Genomic DNA, 15,387 nt, shown 5'->3' with positions numbered 1-15,387 from the left:
CGCGGCGGGCGCTCCGGCGGCGGGCTCCGGCGTCGTGGGCTCAGCCACCGGAGACGTCCAGCTCGGCGGCCTGGATCATGGTCTGCTGCTCGGCATTGAGCTCGCGGGAGTCGAGCCAGCCGTCCGGCAGGTGCGGGCGCTTGGGGGCGCCGGAGCGGCCGCGGGGGCCCTCGGCGGCCTCGCCCGGGTAGGGCTGGCCCCGGTCCACGCGGGCGAGGATCTCGCCCAGCGTGGCCAGGTCCGGGACGGTGGACAGCGCGGTGCGGATCTCCGAGCCCACGGGGTAGCCCTTGAAGTACCAGGCCACGTGCTTGCGGATGTCCCGCAGCGCCTTGAGCTCGTCGCCGCCGAAGGTGTCCACGAGCAGCTCGGCGTGGCGGTACAGCGTGTCCGCGACCATGCCCAGGGTCGGCTGGAACCGGTCCTGGCGGCCCTCGAAGGCGGCCTGCAGGTCCCCGAACAGCCAGGGCCTTCCCTGGCAGCCGCGGCCGATCACGACGCCGTCCACGCCGGTCTGCTCGACCATCGCGATGGCGTCCTCCGCGGACCAGATGTCGCCGTTGCCGAGCACGGGGATGTCCGGCAGGGCCTCGCGCAGCCGGGCGATGTCGTCCCACACGGCGGTCCCCGAGTAGAACTGGCGGGTGGTGCGGCCGTGGAGGGCGACGGCGGCGACGCCGAGGTCGCGGGCCGTGCGGCCGGCGTCGAGGAAGGTCAGGTGGTCCTCGTCGATGCCGCGACGCATCTTCACGGTCACCGGGATGTCCTTCTTGGCCGCCTCGGTGACGGCGGCCTTCACGATCGAGGCGAACAGCTCCGACTTCCACGGCAGGGCCGAGCCGCCGCCGCGGCGGGTCACCTTGGGCACGGGGCAGCCGAAGTTCATGTCGATGTGGTCGCAGCGGTCCTCCTCGACCAGCATCCGCACCGCCGCGCCGGTGGTGACCGGGTCCACGGAGTAGAGCTGCACGGAGCGGGGCACCTCGTCCGGGTCGTGCTGGATGATCCGCATCGACTCGGGCTTCCGCTCGACCAGCGCGCGGGCCGTGACCATCTCGTTGACGTAGAGGCCGCCACCGTACTCGCGGCACAGGCGGCGGAACGCCGTGTTGGTGATGCCGGCCATCGGGGCGAGCACCACGGGGACGTCGATGGTCAGCGGCCCCAGCCGCAGCGGGGGCAGGGCCAGGCGGTCCGTCGTCGGGGCGGGGTGGCGGGCCTCGTGGAGCTGATCGTCGTCGGTGATGCGTCGACCCGCGCCGGCGGACTTGGCGTAGTGCGCGGCGTGGAGGTCGGCGACGTCGTCGGCGTCGGTCACCGCCGCGGCGGGGAGGGTGTGGGAAGAAGTCATGTCGGATCCCATTCTTCCATTCCGCCCGGCACCCGCGTCACCGTGCCCCACGACCCGGCCCGCTGGGAGGCGATCGCCGAGGCGCCCCGCCGGGACGGGCAGACCGTCCTCCCGGCGGGTCAGGCCTCCGACGACGGCGCCGCGTCCCCGCCGTCGAGCACCGCCAGCAGGTCAGCACCGGCGAACATCTGAGCGGTCTGCCGGGCCGACGGCGTGCCGGCATCGGGGTCCGCACCGGCCGCGAGCAGGTGCCGCATCGAGGCGACATCCCGCTTGAACGTGGCGCAGGTCAGGGCGCGCTGGCCGCGATCGTTGGCGTGCTCGATCTCGGCGCCGGCCTCGATCAGCATCGCCACCGTGTCCGGGTGCTCGTGGTAGGCGGCGAGGGTGAGGAAGGAGTCGCCCGCGTGGTTGCGCAGGCGCGTGCTCACCCCGGCGTCCAGGTATGCCTTCAGCTGGGCCGTGTCCCCGTCCCGCGCCATGTCGAAGAGCCGGTTCGCCAGCTCGATGTCCTTCTCGCTCCACTGCTCACTCATGCTCGCCAGTATGGCGGACGCCGCGACGATCGACCGCTCCGCAGCGACATCTCCGCGGGTCTGCCCGCAGGTGATGTCGCCGGCCGGCGGTCAGACGAGCACGGGGAACAGCCCCGCCCGCCCCGCGGTTGCACCCGGCATGACCCGCAAGCACCTCGGCTTCCTCAACTTCGGCCACTGGATCCACCGTCCCGGCGCCGAACCGGACGCGCGGCAGGCCCTCGACGACGTCGTCGCCATGGCCGTGGCCGCCGAGGACGCCGGACTCGACGGCGCCTGGCTCCGCGTCCACCACTTCCAGCGGATGTTCTCCTCGCCGTTCCCTATCCTCGCCGCGATGGCCGCCCGCACCGAACGGATCAGCCTCGGCACCGGCGTGATCGACCTGCGGTATGAGAACCCCCTGTACATGGCCGAGGCCGCCGCCACCACGGACCTGATCTCCGGCGGCCGGCTCGAGCTCGGCGTCTCCCGCGGCTCCCCCGAGGCCGCCCTCGACGGCCAGGCGCAGTTCGGCTACGCCCTCGACGAGGGGCAGACCTGGGCCGACGTGACCCGCGAGCGCGGACGCCGGTTCCTCTCGGCCGTGCGCGGCGAGGGCATCGCGACGCCGGACCTCACCTCCGGCTGGGCGCACAGCTCGCAGCCGCTGCGGATCGAGCCGCACTCCCCCGGGCTCGCGGACCGCATCTGGTGGGGGTCCGGCTCCGTGGGCTCGGTGGCCGGCGCCGCCACAGACGGCTACAACATGCTCTCCTCCACCCTGCTCCTGCAGGACGACGGCCGCCCCTTCCACGTCCAGCAGGCCGACCAGATCGCGCGCTACCGGGAGGCCTTCGCCGCGGCCGGCCACGCCGGTCCGGGCCGCACGGCGGTCACGCGCTCCGCGTTCGTCATCCAGGACCGGGAGGACGAGCTGTACTTCGGCCGGGAGCGGGCCTCGCGCGACTCCTCCGGCATGCTCGAGGGCGGCGCCGCCCGCTCCGGCCCGACCTACGCCGGGTCCGCCGAGGAGGTCGCGGAGAAGCTCGCCGCCGACGACGCCGTCGCCGCCGCCGACTGGGTCCTGTTCGCCAACCCCAACCAGCTCGGGGTCGAGTACAACGCGAAGATCTTCGCCGGCTGGGCGGAGGTCTGGCGCCTGCTCGGCTGGGATGCATGAGCCAGGCCGCGCCGCACGTTCCGGCCGCCGACGGGTTCACCCGAGCCCGTCGCGCGCGCTGGGCCGTCACCGCCGCCTTCGCGACGAACGGCGCCCTGCTCGGCGCGCTCATCCCGCACTACCCGGAGGCCAAGGCCGCGTTCGGCCTGGACCCGGCCGCGTTCGGCCTGCTCGTCATCGCGCTCGCCGTGGGCGGCACGCTCGCCGGGCCCCTGCCCGCGCCGATCCTGCGCCGGTTCGGCGCCCGACGCGTCATGCTCGCCGGCAGCGTGGCCATCGCCCTGCTCACGACGGCGGCCGGTCTCGTCCTCGACGTCGCCGGGGCGGGCGCGGGGGCCGGGCACGGTGCGGGCACGGCCGCGGCCTGGCCGCTGTGGGTCTTCGCGGGCCTCGTCCTGGCATCGGGGGTGCTCGACGCCGTCGTGGACACCGCCCAGAACGCGCAGGGCCTGCAGGTGCAGACCCGGCTGGCCCGGCCCGTGCGCACGACCATGCACGCCGGCTGGAGCCTCGGAGCGGCCGCCGGTGCCGGGCTCGGCGCCGCGGTCATCACCGTGGGCGGCCCCGCGGCCCTGCACCTGGGGCTCAACGGCGCCGTGTGCGTCGCGGTGCTGCTGGGGGTCCGGCGCCTGTTCCTGGCGGAGGCGCCCACGGACTCGGCGTCGGCCCGCGACGCCTCGGATCAGTCACCCGCGCCGTCGGAGACGTCCGCGCCGCCTGCCCCGGCCACCCCGGGCGCCCCGGCCCTCCCCCGCCGTGCCGCCGTGGCCGCGCTCGTCCCCGCCGTGGTGATCGCGATGGCCGGCTTCGGCGTGGAAGAGTTCGGCAACGCGTGGGCCACCCTGTTCCTGATCACCGAGCGCGGCCTGGACCCCGCCGCGGCGGTGCTCGGCGCGTCGACGCTGCTGGGCGCGCAGTTCGTCGGCCGCCTCGCGGGCGACCGAACCCTCACCGCCCTGGGACGCCGCGGGGCGCTGACGGCGGGGCTGGGCGCCGTCGTCGTGGGGCTGGGGCTGGCCCTGGCGCCGCTGCCCGAGCCGGTGGCCGTGCCTGCCGCGTTCGCGGGGCTGGCCCTGGCGGGGCTCGGCTGCGCCGTGGTGGTGCCCGTGGCCTATGCGCTCGGCGACGAGGCGCCCGGGCTCCGGCCGCAGACCGGGCTGGCGGTGACGAGCTGGTGCATGCGGCTGGCCGGGGTCGGGCTCAGCCCGGCGGTCGGGGCGCTGGCCGGCGCCGTCGGTCTGGCACCGGCGCTGACGGTGTTCCTGGGCCTGGCCGCCGTCGGGGCGGTGCTCGCCGCCCGGCTGCCCGCCGCCCCGTAGGAACCGCTCAGTCGTCGTCGACCTCGCCGGCGAGGGCCTGGGCCGCCAGGTGCTCCTCGGTCGCGGCCTCCCAGATCTCCTTGGCGGCGGAGCCGTTGAGCAGCACGAGAAGCACGCCCACGATGATGTCCGCCCAGCCCGACGCCGTCAGCACCGTGATCCCGGACAGGGCGATCAGCACGACGCCGGCCACGAGGTCGTTGCGCGCCGCGAGCCAGGCCGCCCGGGTGAGGGACCCGCCGTCGACGCGGACGCGGGCCAGCAGGACCACGCACACGATGTTCACGAGGAGCGAGCCGACGGCCGCCCCCAGCAGCACGCCCGCGGCCGGCGGCTCGGGGTCGCCGATCTTCGTGGCCGCCATGACGAGCGCCGCCACGGCCGGCAGCACGATGACCCCGGCCATGACCTTGCCGATGACCGCCTGCCGGGCCGCCGTCCACCCGAGCGCCACGAAGATCAGCAGGTTGACGGCGAAGTCCTCGAAGAAGTCGACGGAGTCCGCCACGAGGGCCACCGAGCCGATCCCCACCGCCAGGATGATCTCGACCACCAGGTAGGCGCCGTTGAGCAGGGCCACCGCCAGGACGGTGCCCCGCAGGGCGCGGGTGCGCCGGCGGTCCGCTTCGGCTGCCTGGTTCACGCGCCCGTCGTGTCGTCCACGAACACGTACGTGTCCACCAGGGTCCGCGCGGCGTTGCCGCCGATGAGCCCGTCCACGATCCGTTCCAGCGGGGCCATCGCCTCGTCCACCTCGACCTGCACGGGGTACTGGGCCACGAGGAGGGCGAGCAGGTCGGCCACGGCCTGCAGCGCGTCCTCCTCCCCCAGCTCCGGGTCCCAGCCCACGAGCACGTCGGCCGGCGCGTCCTGGCGCTCCGGGGTGTAGGACACCGCGAACGCGCGGATGCGCCCACCCTCGGCCTTCGGCGCGTCGCGGAGCACGACGGCGCCCGCGGCCCCGGTGGCCGGACCCAGCAGCAGCTGCTGGGCGGCCCCGACGCTCAGGGTCGACGGGTCCCACGCGTGCACGGCGTCATAGAACGCGGCGACCGCCTGCGTCAGCTCGACGGAGCCGGTCGAGGCCTCCTCGAGGACCACGCCGTCCGGGTGCTCCTCCCCGCGCACGTCCGGCAGGCCGATGGCCCCCGGGGCGATCGCGACGCGGCGGGAGCGCTGCACGGGGGTGAAGCCCTCGGCCACGAGGAACGCCTCGGTGCCGGCGGCCAGTGCGGCGGTCTGGGACCGCACGGCCTCCGTGTCCACGGGCGGCTGGCCGGCCGGGCCCTCGGCGTCGGTCTGCGGGTCGGCACCGCTCACGCCGGGCACCAGGGCGTCCTTGGCGAACCGGGCCTTCAGGGCCGTCGTCGGGATGGTGCCGGCGGCGTGCGCCTCCGCGGCGAGCCCCCGCAGGGCCGCCACGAGCGCCCGGCCGATGCCCCGGCGCCGCTCGGCGGCTGCGGTCTCGACGTACAGCCACAGCCGCCGCGGGTGCACGGACGAGGCGTAGACGACGCCGGCCGCCACCGGCACACCGGCGGCCTCGGCCACGAGCGCGCGGCGCCAGGGCCGTTCCGCGTCCTCGGCGAGCATCGCCCGGTCCTGGTGCTGCTGCGCGTTGGCCGGGTCGCCCCACACCTCGAGCAGGGCCAGGTCGTCCCCGGGCCGCCAGGGACGCAGCACGATCTCCCCGTCGGCGACCGCGGCGGAGTCGAACAGCGCGCCGCCGTCGTCGTGCCCCGCGGCCCCGGCCGCTCCCGTCACGTCCCCGCTCACTTGACCAGGCGCTCCAGCAGGTAGGACTTCACCTGGGACAGCGCCACGCGCTCCTGGGCCATGGTGTCCCGCTCGCGGATGGTCACGGCCTGGTCCTCGAGGGTGTCGAAGTCGACGGTGATGCAGTACGGGGTGCCGATCTCGTCCTGGCGCCGGTAGCGACGGCCGATCGCGCCGGAGTCGTCCGTCTCGATGTTCCAGAGGGTGCGCAGCTCCGCCGCGAGGGACTGGGTGGCCGGCTGCAGCTCGGGCTTCTTCGACAGCGGGAGCACGGCGGCCTTGACCGGGGCCAGGCGCGGGTCCAGCTTGAGCACGGTGCGCACGTCCACGCCGCCCTTGGCGTTCGGGGCCTCGTCCTCGGCGTAGGCGTCCACGAGGAACGCCATCATGGCGCGGGTCAGGCCGAAGGACGGCTCGATCACGTACGGGGTGTAGTGCTCGTTGTTGGCCTGGTCGAAGTACTGCATCTTGGTGCCCGAGTGCTCGGTGTGCCGCCCGAGGTCGTAGTCGGTGCGGTTCGCGATGCCCATCAGCTCGCCCCAGCCGTCGCCGCCGGTGAACCCGAAGTCGTACTCGAGGTCGATCGTGGCGTCCGAGTAGTGGGCCCGCTCGTCCGCGGGCACGTCGAGGCGGCGCAGGTGCGCCGGATCGATGCCGAGGTCGATGAACCAGTCCCAGCAGTCCTCGACCCAGCGGTCGAAGTGCTGGCCCGCCTCGGCCGGCGGCACGAAGTACTCGATCTCCATCTGTTCGAACTCGCGGGTGCGGAAGATGAAGTTGCCCGGGGTGATCTCGTTCCGGAACGCCTTGCCGATCTGGCCGATGCCGAACGGCGGCTTCTTCCGGGCCGCGCCCAGCACGTTGAGGAAGTTCACGAAGATGCCCTGCGCCGTCTCCGGGCGCATGTAGTGCAGGCCCTCCTCGTTGTCCACGGGGCCGAGGTAGGTCTTGACCAGGCCCGAGAACAGCTGCGGCTCGGTCCAGGCGCCCTGGGTTCCGCAGTCCGGGCACACGATCTCGGCCATGCCCTCGGCCGGCCGGCCCTTCTTGGCCTCGAACGCCTCGAGGAGGTGGTCCTGGCGGTGGCGCCTGTGGCACTGGGTGCACTCCACGAGCGGGTCGGTGAAGGTCTCGACGTGGCCGGAGGCCTCCCACACCGCGCGCGGCAGGATGATGGAGGAGTCCAGGCCCACCATGTCCTCACGGGAGCGCACGAAGGTCTTCCACCATTCCGCCTTGATGTTCTCCTTCAGCTCCACACCCAGGGGCCCGTAGTCCCACGCGGAGCGCGAACCGCCGTAGATCTCACCGGCCTGGAACACGAAGCCTCGGCGCTTGGCGAGGTTGATGACGTTGTCCAGCGGGGACTTGGCAGCCATGGGGGCATCACTTCCGTACTCATCGGCGGGGCGGGAGGGGATCACGACGACGACGGCACCCGGCCGCCTTCGACGCGGCGGGCCCGTTCCGGCGCGGCGCGCCGGTCGATCCCGTCCAGCCTACCGGCCATGATGGACACCATGACCGAGACGAACGCACCCGACGCCCAGCCCCTGCCCATCCGTGACGAGTCCATCCGCCTCGGCCAGGCGCTCAAGCTCGCCTCCCTCGTGGAGGACGGGGCCATGGCCCGCGACGTCGTCACCGACGGGCTCGTCACCGTCAACGGCGCGGTGGAGACGCGCCGCGGCGCCCAGCTGCACGACGGGGACGTCGTCGAGTTCGCCGGCGAGGCGTTCGTCGTCCAGGCCGGGCAGGCCTGAGCCGACGCCCCGTCGGGCGGCCGCGGCGCCGTCGTCGAGCGTGTCCGGTGCGTCAGCCGCGGGGCGGCACCATGTGGGCGAGGTACTCCTTCACGTGGCCCAGCTCCTGCTCGTTGATCGCGTGGCCGAGCCCGGCATAGACGATCTTCATGAGGTCCACGTGGGCGTTCAGCCAGGCATGGGTCTCCTCGACCCGGGGCTCGGAGATGATCGGGTCCTCCTGGCCGCGGCCCCAGAAGACCTTCGGTCGGGCGCGGGCGACGTCGTCGTCGCGGGTGAACAGCTCGCGCAGCTGCGGCTCGGTGAGCTCCGGGTCCACCACGAAGCCGGACAGCGCCACGGTGCACGCGTAGGCCTCCGGGTCCAGGCGCAGCAGCGACGTGGCCATGGCCATGCCCTGTGAGAAGCCGAGCAGGGAGACGGTGCGGAAGTCCCCGCGCACGGCCTGCACCCAGGCGTGCAGGGCCTTGACGGCCTCGCGCACCGGCTCGGCGGTGGAGCCCAGCTCCCCCGTGACCGGGTCCTGGGAGAGCGGGAACCAGGCGTGGGAGCCCGGCTGCAGGGGCAGGGGCGCGCGGACGGCGGCCACCGTGACGTGCTCGGGCAGGTGCGGGACGAGGCCGAACAGGTCGTCCTCGTTCGCGCCGTAGCCGTGCAGGACGATCAGCAGGTCCTCGGTGCGCTCGCCCTCGGGGCGGGACCAGCGGACGACGGGCTCGACGGCGGGGGTGGGGTTCGCGTTCACGCCCGCCAGCCTAGCGAGCGGCGAGGTCGACCCCTCCCGGAGGTTGACCCCTCCCGCGCGACGCGGGCAGAATCCTACTCGTGGGTAACCCATCCTCCTCCCAGCCTCCGCACGCCTCCGACGCGACCCCGGTCGACGACCCCGCCGCCCATCCGTGGCGCCGCTACGTCGCCATCGGGGACTCGTTCTCCGAGGGCATCGGCGACCCCGACCCGGACCGCCCCGGCTACCACCGCGGCTGGGCCGACCGCCTGGCCGAGGAGCTCTCCCGCCTGACGCCGCCCGGTGAGGACCTGGCCTACGCCAACCTGGCGGTCCGCGGGAAGCTGCTGGACCAGATCGCCGAGGACCAGGTGGAGCCGGCGATCGCCCTGCGGCCGGACCTCATCAGCGTCTGCGCGGGCGGCAACGACATCCTGCGCGGCGCGGACCCGGACGAGATCGCGGTCCGGCTGGACGCCGTCGTCGAACGCCTGGCCTCCGACGGCGCCACCGTGCTGCTGTTCAACGCGACCGACGTGAAGGGCACGCCCGTCATCGGCCGCATCCGCGGCACCGTGGCGATCTACAACGAGAACGTGCGCACCATCGCGCTGCGGCACGACGCGCTGGTGCCGGACATGTGGTCGCTCAAGGACCTCGCCCGGCGGGAGATGTGGGCCGAGGACCGCCTGCACTTCTCTGCGCTCGGCCACCACACGATCGCCGCGATGGTGCTGGACACCCTCGGCGTGGAGCACGGCCTCGAGCACCTGCGCCTCTCCCCGCCGGCGCCGCGCACGTGGCGCGCGGCCCGCGCGTCGGACGCCGCATGGGTGCGCACGCACCTGGCGCCGTGGGTGGTCCGCCGCCTCCGCGGCGTCTCCTCCGGCGACGGCGTCACGGCCAAGCGCCCCGTCCCCGAGCCGCTCTTCGGCGCGCCGATGCCGCAGGGCTCGGACCACACCGAGCCGCTGGACATCGTCGAGCCCTGAGCCCGGCCGGCGGGGACCGGTGGCCGTTTCTCGAACGACAGTGCCGCGACACGCCGCCGTTTCCCGAACGAAAGTTCAGAGGGCGAGGGTGCGCTTCAGCGTGTCGGCCACCTGGCCGTACTCGGTGAGGAACCCGTCGTGGCCGATGGGCGAGGTGATCGTGTGCACCGGCGGCCGCGCGGGCAGCGCCGCCGCGAGCGCCTCGGACTCGGCCGGCAGGTAGAGCCGGTCCGAGTCGACGGCGGCCACGAACGCCCGGCCCAGGTAGTCCGCGAGCGCCGCCGCCACACCGCCGCGCCCGCGCCCGACGTCGTGGCCCATGAGGGCCTCGGTGACCACGAGGTAGGAGTTCGCGTCGAACCGGTCGGTGAGCTTGGCCGCCTGGTGGTCCAGGTAGGACTCCACGGCGTAGCGCCCGCGCCCGCCCGGCACCCCGACGGCGGCGCCGAAGGGATCCTCGACGCCCTGCGGTTCGCGGCCGAACCGCTGGCCGAGCTCGCCCGCCGTGCGGTAGGTGGTGTGGGCGATGCGCCGGGCGATGCCCAGGCCGGCCACGGGGCCGGGGCCGGGGTAGTAGTCGCCGCCCTGGAAGTCCGGGTCGAGGCGGATGGCCGCGGTCTGCGCCTGCCCCCACGCGATCTGGTCGGCGGAGGAGGCCGCGGTGGCGGCCAGCACACCCACCCCGGCGACGCGCGCGGGGTGGGTCGCGGCCCACTCGAGGGCGCGGGCCCCGCCCATCGATCCGCCGATCACGGCACGCCACGCGCCGATCCCGAGGTGGTCGGCCAGGCGCCGCTCGGCCTCGACCGCGTCCCGCAGCGTGAGGAACGGGAACCGGGAGCCCCAGGGCCGCCCGTCGGGGGCGGGCGTCGAGGGCCCGGTGGAGCCGTGGCAGCCGCCGATCATGGCGGGGGCGACCACGAACCACCGGTCCGTGTCCACGGCGCGGCCCGGGCCGACGAGGGCGTCCCACCAGCCCGGCGTCGGGTCCTCCTCGTGCGCGGCCACGTGCGCGTCGCCGGTGAGGGCGTGCAGCACGAGCACGGCGTTGGCGCCGTCGGCGGCGAGGGTGCCCCAGGTCTCGTAGGCCAGCTCGACGTCGGGCAGCAGCCCGCCGGTCTCGGTGCGCAGCTCGCCGACCCGCAGACGGTGGCGGCCGCCGCGGGGCAGCGCGGTGCGCGACGGACGCGTGGCGACGGCGGTCATGCCCGCTCCCCCGCTTCGTCGTCGCCGCGGCGAGCGGCGGCCGCGAAGCCGCGTTCGAGGTCGGCGAGGATGTCCTCGATGTCCTCCACGCCGAGCGAGAGCCGCACCAGGCCGGGGGTGACGCCGGCGGCGCGCTGCTCGTCGTCGGTGAGCTGGGAGTGGGTGGTCGAGGCCGGGTGCACCACGAGCGAGCGGACGTCGCCGATGTTGGCCACGTGGTGGTGCAGGGTGAGCCCGTCCACGAACGCGGCCCCGGCCTCTCGGCCGCCCGCGATCTCGAAGGAGACGAACGCGCCCGCGCCCTTCGGCAGGTAGCGCTGGGCCCGCTCGTGCCACGGGCTGGACTCCAGGCCGGCGTAGACCACGCGCTCGACGTCGTCCCGGCCCTCGAGCCAACGGGCGACGGCGGCCGTGTTGGCCACCTGCCGCTCCATGCGCAGGGACAGGGTCTCCAGGCCGAGGTTCACGAGGAACGCGTTGAACGGGGAGATGGCCGAGCCGTAGTCGCGCAGCAGCTGCACGCGCGCCTTGAGGATGAAGGCCAGGTTGGCGCCGAGCGGCGAGCCCACCCCGAGGTCCCGCGCGTAGACGAGGCCGTGGTACGACTCGTCCGGCTCGTTGAAGCCGGGGAAGCGCTCGGCGTGCTGGGCGTAGTCGAACGTGCCGGCGTCGACGATCACGCCCGCGATGGCCGCGGCGTGCCCGCCGAGGTACTTCGTGGCCGAGTGGGTGACGATATCGGCGCCGTGCTCGATCGGACGCAGCAGGTACGGGGTGGCCAGCGTGTTGTCCACGATCAGCGGCACGCCGGCCTCGTGGGCGGCGTCGGCGACGGCGCGCACGTCCAGGACGTCCCCGCGCGGGTTGCCGAGGGTCTCGCCGAAGAACGCCGTGGTGTTCGGCCGGACGGCGGCGCGCCAGGACTCGAGGTCGTCCGGGTCGGTCACGAACGTCGTCTCGACGCCGACCTTGGCGAGGGTGTGCTTGAACAGGTTCTGCGTGCCGCCGTAGAGGCTGGCCGAGGCGACCACGTGGTCGCCGGCGCCGGCGAGGTTGAGGATCGCGAACGTCGTCGCCGCCTGACCGGAGGCCAGCAGCAGCGCGCCCACACCGCCCTCGAGCGCGGCGATCTTCTCCTCCACCGGGCCCTGCGTCGGGTTGCCGATGCGGGTGTAGAGCGGGTCGAGGTCCTTGAGCGCGAACCGGTCCGCGGCCACCTGGGCGGACGGGAAGTCGTACGAGGTGGTCTGGAAGATCGGCAGGGCGGTCGCACCGAAGGCGTGCTGGCCGACGGCGACGCCCGCGTGGACCTGCGCGGTGGAGAAGCCCCAGGCGTCGGGGGTCGGGGTGGTCTGGTCGGTCATGGCGGACCCTCCTGAGGGGTTCAGGGGCCGGACCCGGCCGCCCCGCCCGCCGGCCGACGTGCCGATCCGGGGACCGGCGTCGTCGAGGTGCCGGAGATGACCCGGCGCCGTCGAGAGGGGCCGTGGGATCGGCCCGCGCTTGCCGGCACCCGTTGTGGGGCCGGCCTGGTCGTCACCCGGGGCACCCCACCGCGGAAGGAGGGTTGCCGGTCAGCATGCCGGGGCCTGTTGCTGACTCTCGTGACCGTGTCTCCGAGTGTAGCCCGCCGCCCCGCCACGATTTCGTCACGCGTGTCACACGCGGATACGCTCTCCGCACGGGGGCACCCGACCCGTCAAGGGCTCGACGCCCCCCGACTCGCACCAGGTCAATCCCCGGGGCAGCCCGGGAACGGAGAGGAACAGCGCAGTGCACACCTGTCGCATGGACCACGTGTCCTACGCCGCCGGCCCCGAGGGCCTGGACGCCACGGTCGCCCGCATCGCCGAGACGCTGGGCATCGAGCGGATCAAGGGCGGTGTCCACCCCCGCTTCGGCACGCAGAACGCCCTGTTCCCCATGGCGGGCAGGCAGTATCTGGAGGTCGTCGAGGCCCTGGACCACCCGGCCTCCCTCAGCGCGCCGTTCGGCCAGCTCGTGCGCGCCCGCACCGAGCAGGGCGGCGGCTGGATGAGCTGGGCGGTGGCCACCACGGACATCGGCCGGTTCGAGCGCCGCCTCGGCCGTGAGGCCGTCCCCGGCAACCGTCGCTTCCCGGACGGCCGGGAGCTGTCCTGGCGGCAGATCGGCGTCAAGGGAACCCTCGCGGACCCGCAGCTGCCGTTCATCCTGCGCTGGGCCGACGGTCAGGAGGACATGCACCCCTCGCAGGCGGCCGAGCCGCAGGCCACCATCGAGCGCCTGAACATCGCCGGCTCCCCCGAGCGCCTCGCCGAGTGGCTCGGCGACGACGAGGACGGCCAGGTCCAGGACGTGAACATCGAGTACGTCGCGCCCTCCGGCACCCCGGGCATCGTCTCGGTCACCTTCCGCACCCCGAAGGGCGAGGTCACGCTCTGAGCGCGGGGGCGGGGCCGCTCAGCCGAGCAGCCCCGCCCGCGCCAGCAGCGGGTAGCCGACGAACCCGACGGCGTCCAGCAGCGTGTGCGCGATGACCAGCGGCATCACCCGGCGCACCCGCAGGAACACGAGCGCGAACACCACGCCCATCAGGGCGTTGCCCACGCCCGGCCCGATCCCCTGGTACAGGTGGTACGCCCCGCGCAGCAGCGCGAGGGCGAGCACGACGACCGCCACGCGGGTCGGCAGGTACAGCCCTTCGGCGCTCACCCACGACGACGGCACGGCCGGCGCCGGATCGTGCGCCAGGCCCGCGGCGCGCAGCCGCTGCAGATACCCGAGCCGGTCGACGAGCCAGGCGCCCACGATGACCTCCTCCAGCAGTCCGTGCCGCAGCGCGGAGAGCAGCAGGACCGGTACCTGGTACCAGCTCTCCCCGAGCGCCGCGCCGACGATCGCCGTCGTGATCCCCAGGGCCCGGCCGGCGGCGTAGACGCCGAGCGTGCCCAGCCCGATGGCCGCGAACAGGCCCAGGCCCCAGGCCAGGTCGCGGCCGGGGCGACGCAGGTCGAGGCCGAGCACCCGGAACGGGTCCCGGCCGCGCAGGTGCATCAGGTGCAGCACGAGGGCCACCGGCACGAGCGCGAACCCGATGCCGAGCAGCTGATAGGTCAGGTCGAAGGCCCAGCGGTCGGCCAGGGCCGGGTTGAGGACGGTGGTCTGCTCCCCCAGCGGGGCCTGGGTGGCCTTGTCGATGAGCTGGACGATCGCGTAGACCGCCGACTTCCCCAGGGAGAGGCCGAGGACGATCGCGATCTCCCACCGCACCGTGCGCGCCGACGGGGCGGGCAGCGCGGGGTCGGGTCGGGCGGCCGGGGGGCGGGACGTGCGCGGGGTGGCGGGCATGCCCCCCAGTATCCGCCCGCCCCCTCTCCCCCCGGGCGCTTTCGAACGTGAGGGAGGGCCTATCTCCCGTTCGAAAGTCCCCATTCCCCCGATGTCACGTTCGAAAGTCCGGGCGGGCGGCGGGAGCGTTAGCGTGGTCGTGTGGTCTCCCCGCCTGCCCCCAGCGAGCTCGAGCTGGTCCACCGCGCCCTGAGGCACCTCCGCCCCGGCCTCGACCCCGCCCTCGCCCGGCGGCTCCGCACAGCCGACTGGGCCGCGGCGTCCGTGGAGGAGGGCGGGCAGTTCCACCGCGTGCTCGTGCTCGAGGACGTCGGCGTCCTCCGGATGACGCGGGCCCACGAGGTGGGGGCCGCCCCGGCCGCGCGGTGGGCGCCCGAGCGGGACCCCGCGGCGCACCTGCCCCGGCGCCTGGCCCTCCTCGACGGACTCGCCGCGGCCCTGGCCGAACGCGACGTGTCGTGGGCCGTCCCGGTCGCCCTCTCGGATCCCGTCTCCGCGGGCCCGGGCGCCGCGGTGCTGCAGCGCTTCCTCCCGGGCGGCCCGCACCCGCCGCACGAGGGCGATCCGGCCGTGCTGCGCGGCGTCCTCGACGACCTCGCCGCCGTGGACGTCACCGACCCGCGGATCGCCCCGCACCTCGGCCGCCCGTTCGCCTTCCGCGGCCCGTGGACGCCGGAGCGCGCCCGGCACGTCGCGGCGCTGCCGGGGACGGTCGCCGCGCGCCTGGGCGCATGGGAGGGGCACGACGTCGACGCGCGGCTGGGCGCCGAGGCGTGGCCGGACGCGGTGGCCGCCCTCGCGGACACGGTGACGACGTGGACCGCCGCGCCGCCCGTGCCGCCGTCGCTCGTGCACGGCGACCTGGCCGGGCACAACATGCGCTGGCGTGCCGTGCCCGAGGACGAGGACCCGCGCGCCCCGCTGCGCTGGGCGCTGGCCGGGGTGCTGGACTGGGACTTCGCGTGCGCATGGGACCCCGCCCTCAACGTCGCCTACCTGGCGCTGTGGCACGGCGAGGAGAAGGTCCCCGACCTGGCCCGGGACGCGGCCGAGGCGCGCCGGGCCCGCGTGTGGCTCGGGGCGATGGCCCTGGAGACGCTCGACGACGCGGCGGCCCGGGACGCGATCGTCGGCGGGCTGGCCGCGGGGTCCTGGCGGCGCCTGCTGCGCAAGACCCTGCCCCGCGTGGCGCGGGCCCTCGCCGCCCTGGACGACTGAGGGCCCG

Annotated in this window: 15 protein-coding genes and 1 riboswitch; of the genes, 6 read left to right on the top strand and 9 right to left on the bottom strand. The window is 74.7% G+C overall.

Annotated features, from left to right (window positions below; translation table 11 throughout):
- Window positions 1-40: 40 nt before the first annotated feature.
- Both dusB and KVS67_RS04710 read right to left on the bottom strand, forming a co-directional pair.
- The gene (dusB, locus tag KVS67_RS04715) at window positions 41-1,351 is read right to left on the bottom strand and encodes a tRNA dihydrouridine synthase DusB (protein WP_254629207.1); all 1,311 of its coding nucleotides are present in this window, start codon (window positions 1,349-1,351) and stop codon (window positions 41-43) included.
- Window positions 1,352-1,470: 119 nt separating this feature from the next.
- The gene (locus KVS67_RS04710; protein ID WP_065573265.1) at window positions 1,471-1,887 is read right to left on the bottom strand and encodes an ankyrin repeat domain-containing protein; all 417 of its coding nucleotides are present in this window, start codon (window positions 1,885-1,887) and stop codon (window positions 1,471-1,473) included.
- 139 nt (window positions 1,888-2,026) lie between these two features.
- On the opposite strand from KVS67_RS04710, the gene KVS67_RS04705 reads away from it, so the two are divergent.
- Together KVS67_RS04705 and KVS67_RS04700 are read left to right on the top strand one after the other, a co-directional pair.
- On the top strand, window positions 2,027-3,049 hold the full coding sequence (locus KVS67_RS04705; protein WP_020628395.1) for an LLM class flavin-dependent oxidoreductase: 1,023 nt from the start codon (window positions 2,027-2,029) through the stop codon (window positions 3,047-3,049).
- A complete protein-coding gene (locus KVS67_RS04700; RefSeq protein WP_217564782.1) occupies window positions 3,046-4,368 on the top strand; it encodes an MFS transporter in 1,323 nt (440 codons plus the stop codon). The genes KVS67_RS04705 and KVS67_RS04700 overlap by 4 nt, the downstream gene beginning before the upstream one ends.
- 7 nt (window positions 4,369-4,375) lie before the next feature.
- On the opposite strand, the gene KVS67_RS04695 is transcribed toward KVS67_RS04700, so the two are convergent.
- Genes KVS67_RS04695 through KVS67_RS04685 form a run of 3 tightly spaced genes read right to left on the bottom strand, consistent with a single transcriptional unit; the run spans window position 4,376 to window position 7,523 of the window.
- Complete coding sequence (locus KVS67_RS04695; protein ID WP_063188748.1) at window positions 4,376-5,011, bottom strand: cation transporter; 636 nt, start codon at window positions 5,009-5,011, stop codon at window positions 4,376-4,378.
- A complete protein-coding gene (locus KVS67_RS04690; RefSeq protein WP_063188750.1) occupies window positions 5,008-6,144 on the bottom strand; it encodes a GNAT family N-acetyltransferase in 1,137 nt (378 codons plus the stop codon). Before KVS67_RS04690 ends, KVS67_RS04695 begins: the two co-directional genes overlap by 4 nt.
- Window positions 6,141-7,523, bottom strand: a complete 1,383-nt coding sequence (locus KVS67_RS04685) for a glycine--tRNA ligase (protein WP_063188752.1) — start codon at window positions 7,521-7,523, stop codon at window positions 6,141-6,143. Before KVS67_RS04685 ends, KVS67_RS04690 begins: the two co-directional genes overlap by 4 nt.
- Before the next feature lie 141 nt (window positions 7,524-7,664).
- Between KVS67_RS04685 and KVS67_RS04680 the strand changes: the two genes are divergently transcribed.
- A complete protein-coding gene (locus KVS67_RS04680) occupies window positions 7,665-7,907 on the top strand; it encodes an RNA-binding S4 domain-containing protein (protein WP_036317588.1) in 243 nt (80 codons plus the stop codon).
- Window positions 7,908-7,959: 52 nt separating this feature from the next.
- Here the strand turns inward: KVS67_RS04680 and KVS67_RS04675 are convergent, their stop codons facing one another.
- The gene (locus KVS67_RS04675; protein WP_217564781.1) at window positions 7,960-8,652 is read right to left on the bottom strand and encodes a phospholipase; all 693 of its coding nucleotides are present in this window, start codon (window positions 8,650-8,652) and stop codon (window positions 7,960-7,962) included.
- 80 nt (window positions 8,653-8,732) lie between these two features.
- Here KVS67_RS04675 and KVS67_RS04670 point away from each other — a divergent pair, with 80 nt between their 5' ends.
- On the top strand, window positions 8,733-9,626 hold the full coding sequence (locus KVS67_RS04670) for an SGNH/GDSL hydrolase family protein (RefSeq protein ID WP_063188756.1): 894 nt from the start codon (window positions 8,733-8,735) through the stop codon (window positions 9,624-9,626).
- Between the two features lie 75 nt (window positions 9,627-9,701).
- Here KVS67_RS04670 and KVS67_RS04665 read toward each other — a convergent pair whose 3' ends face one another.
- Window positions 9,702-10,832, bottom strand: a complete 1,131-nt coding sequence (locus tag KVS67_RS04665; protein WP_063188758.1) for a homoserine O-acetyltransferase — start codon at window positions 10,830-10,832, stop codon at window positions 9,702-9,704.
- A complete protein-coding gene (locus KVS67_RS04660; protein ID WP_063188760.1) occupies window positions 10,829-12,196 on the bottom strand; it encodes a bifunctional o-acetylhomoserine/o-acetylserine sulfhydrylase in 1,368 nt (455 codons plus the stop codon). Before KVS67_RS04660 ends, KVS67_RS04665 begins: the two co-directional genes overlap by 4 nt.
- 130 nt (window positions 12,197-12,326) lie before the next feature.
- Window positions 12,327-12,442, bottom strand: a riboswitch (SAM riboswitch).
- A 163-nt stretch (window positions 12,443-12,605) separates the two neighbouring features.
- On the opposite strand from KVS67_RS04660, the gene KVS67_RS04655 reads away from it, so the two are divergent.
- A complete protein-coding gene (locus KVS67_RS04655; protein ID WP_036317582.1) occupies window positions 12,606-13,256 on the top strand; it encodes a VOC family protein in 651 nt (216 codons plus the stop codon).
- An 18-nt stretch (window positions 13,257-13,274) separates the two neighbouring features.
- Here KVS67_RS04655 and KVS67_RS04650 read toward each other — a convergent pair whose 3' ends face one another.
- The gene (locus KVS67_RS04650) at window positions 13,275-14,162 is read right to left on the bottom strand and encodes a CPBP family intramembrane glutamic endopeptidase (protein ID WP_063188762.1); all 888 of its coding nucleotides are present in this window, start codon (window positions 14,160-14,162) and stop codon (window positions 13,275-13,277) included.
- A gap of 141 nt (window positions 14,163-14,303) precedes the next feature.
- On the opposite strand from KVS67_RS04650, the gene KVS67_RS04645 reads away from it, so the two are divergent.
- On the top strand, window positions 14,304-15,380 hold the full coding sequence (locus KVS67_RS04645; protein WP_063188764.1) for a phosphotransferase: 1,077 nt from the start codon (window positions 14,304-14,306) through the stop codon (window positions 15,378-15,380).
- Window positions 15,381-15,387 lie beyond the last annotated feature (7 nt).

It is taken from the genome of Micrococcus sp. GbtcB5 (assembly GCF_019091605.1).
Lineage (GTDB): Bacteria > Actinomycetota > Actinomycetes > Actinomycetales > Micrococcaceae > Micrococcus > Micrococcus luteus.
The sequence above is the reverse complement of the archived record's forward strand: the minus strand, read 5'-3'. Positions and strand labels throughout refer to the sequence as shown.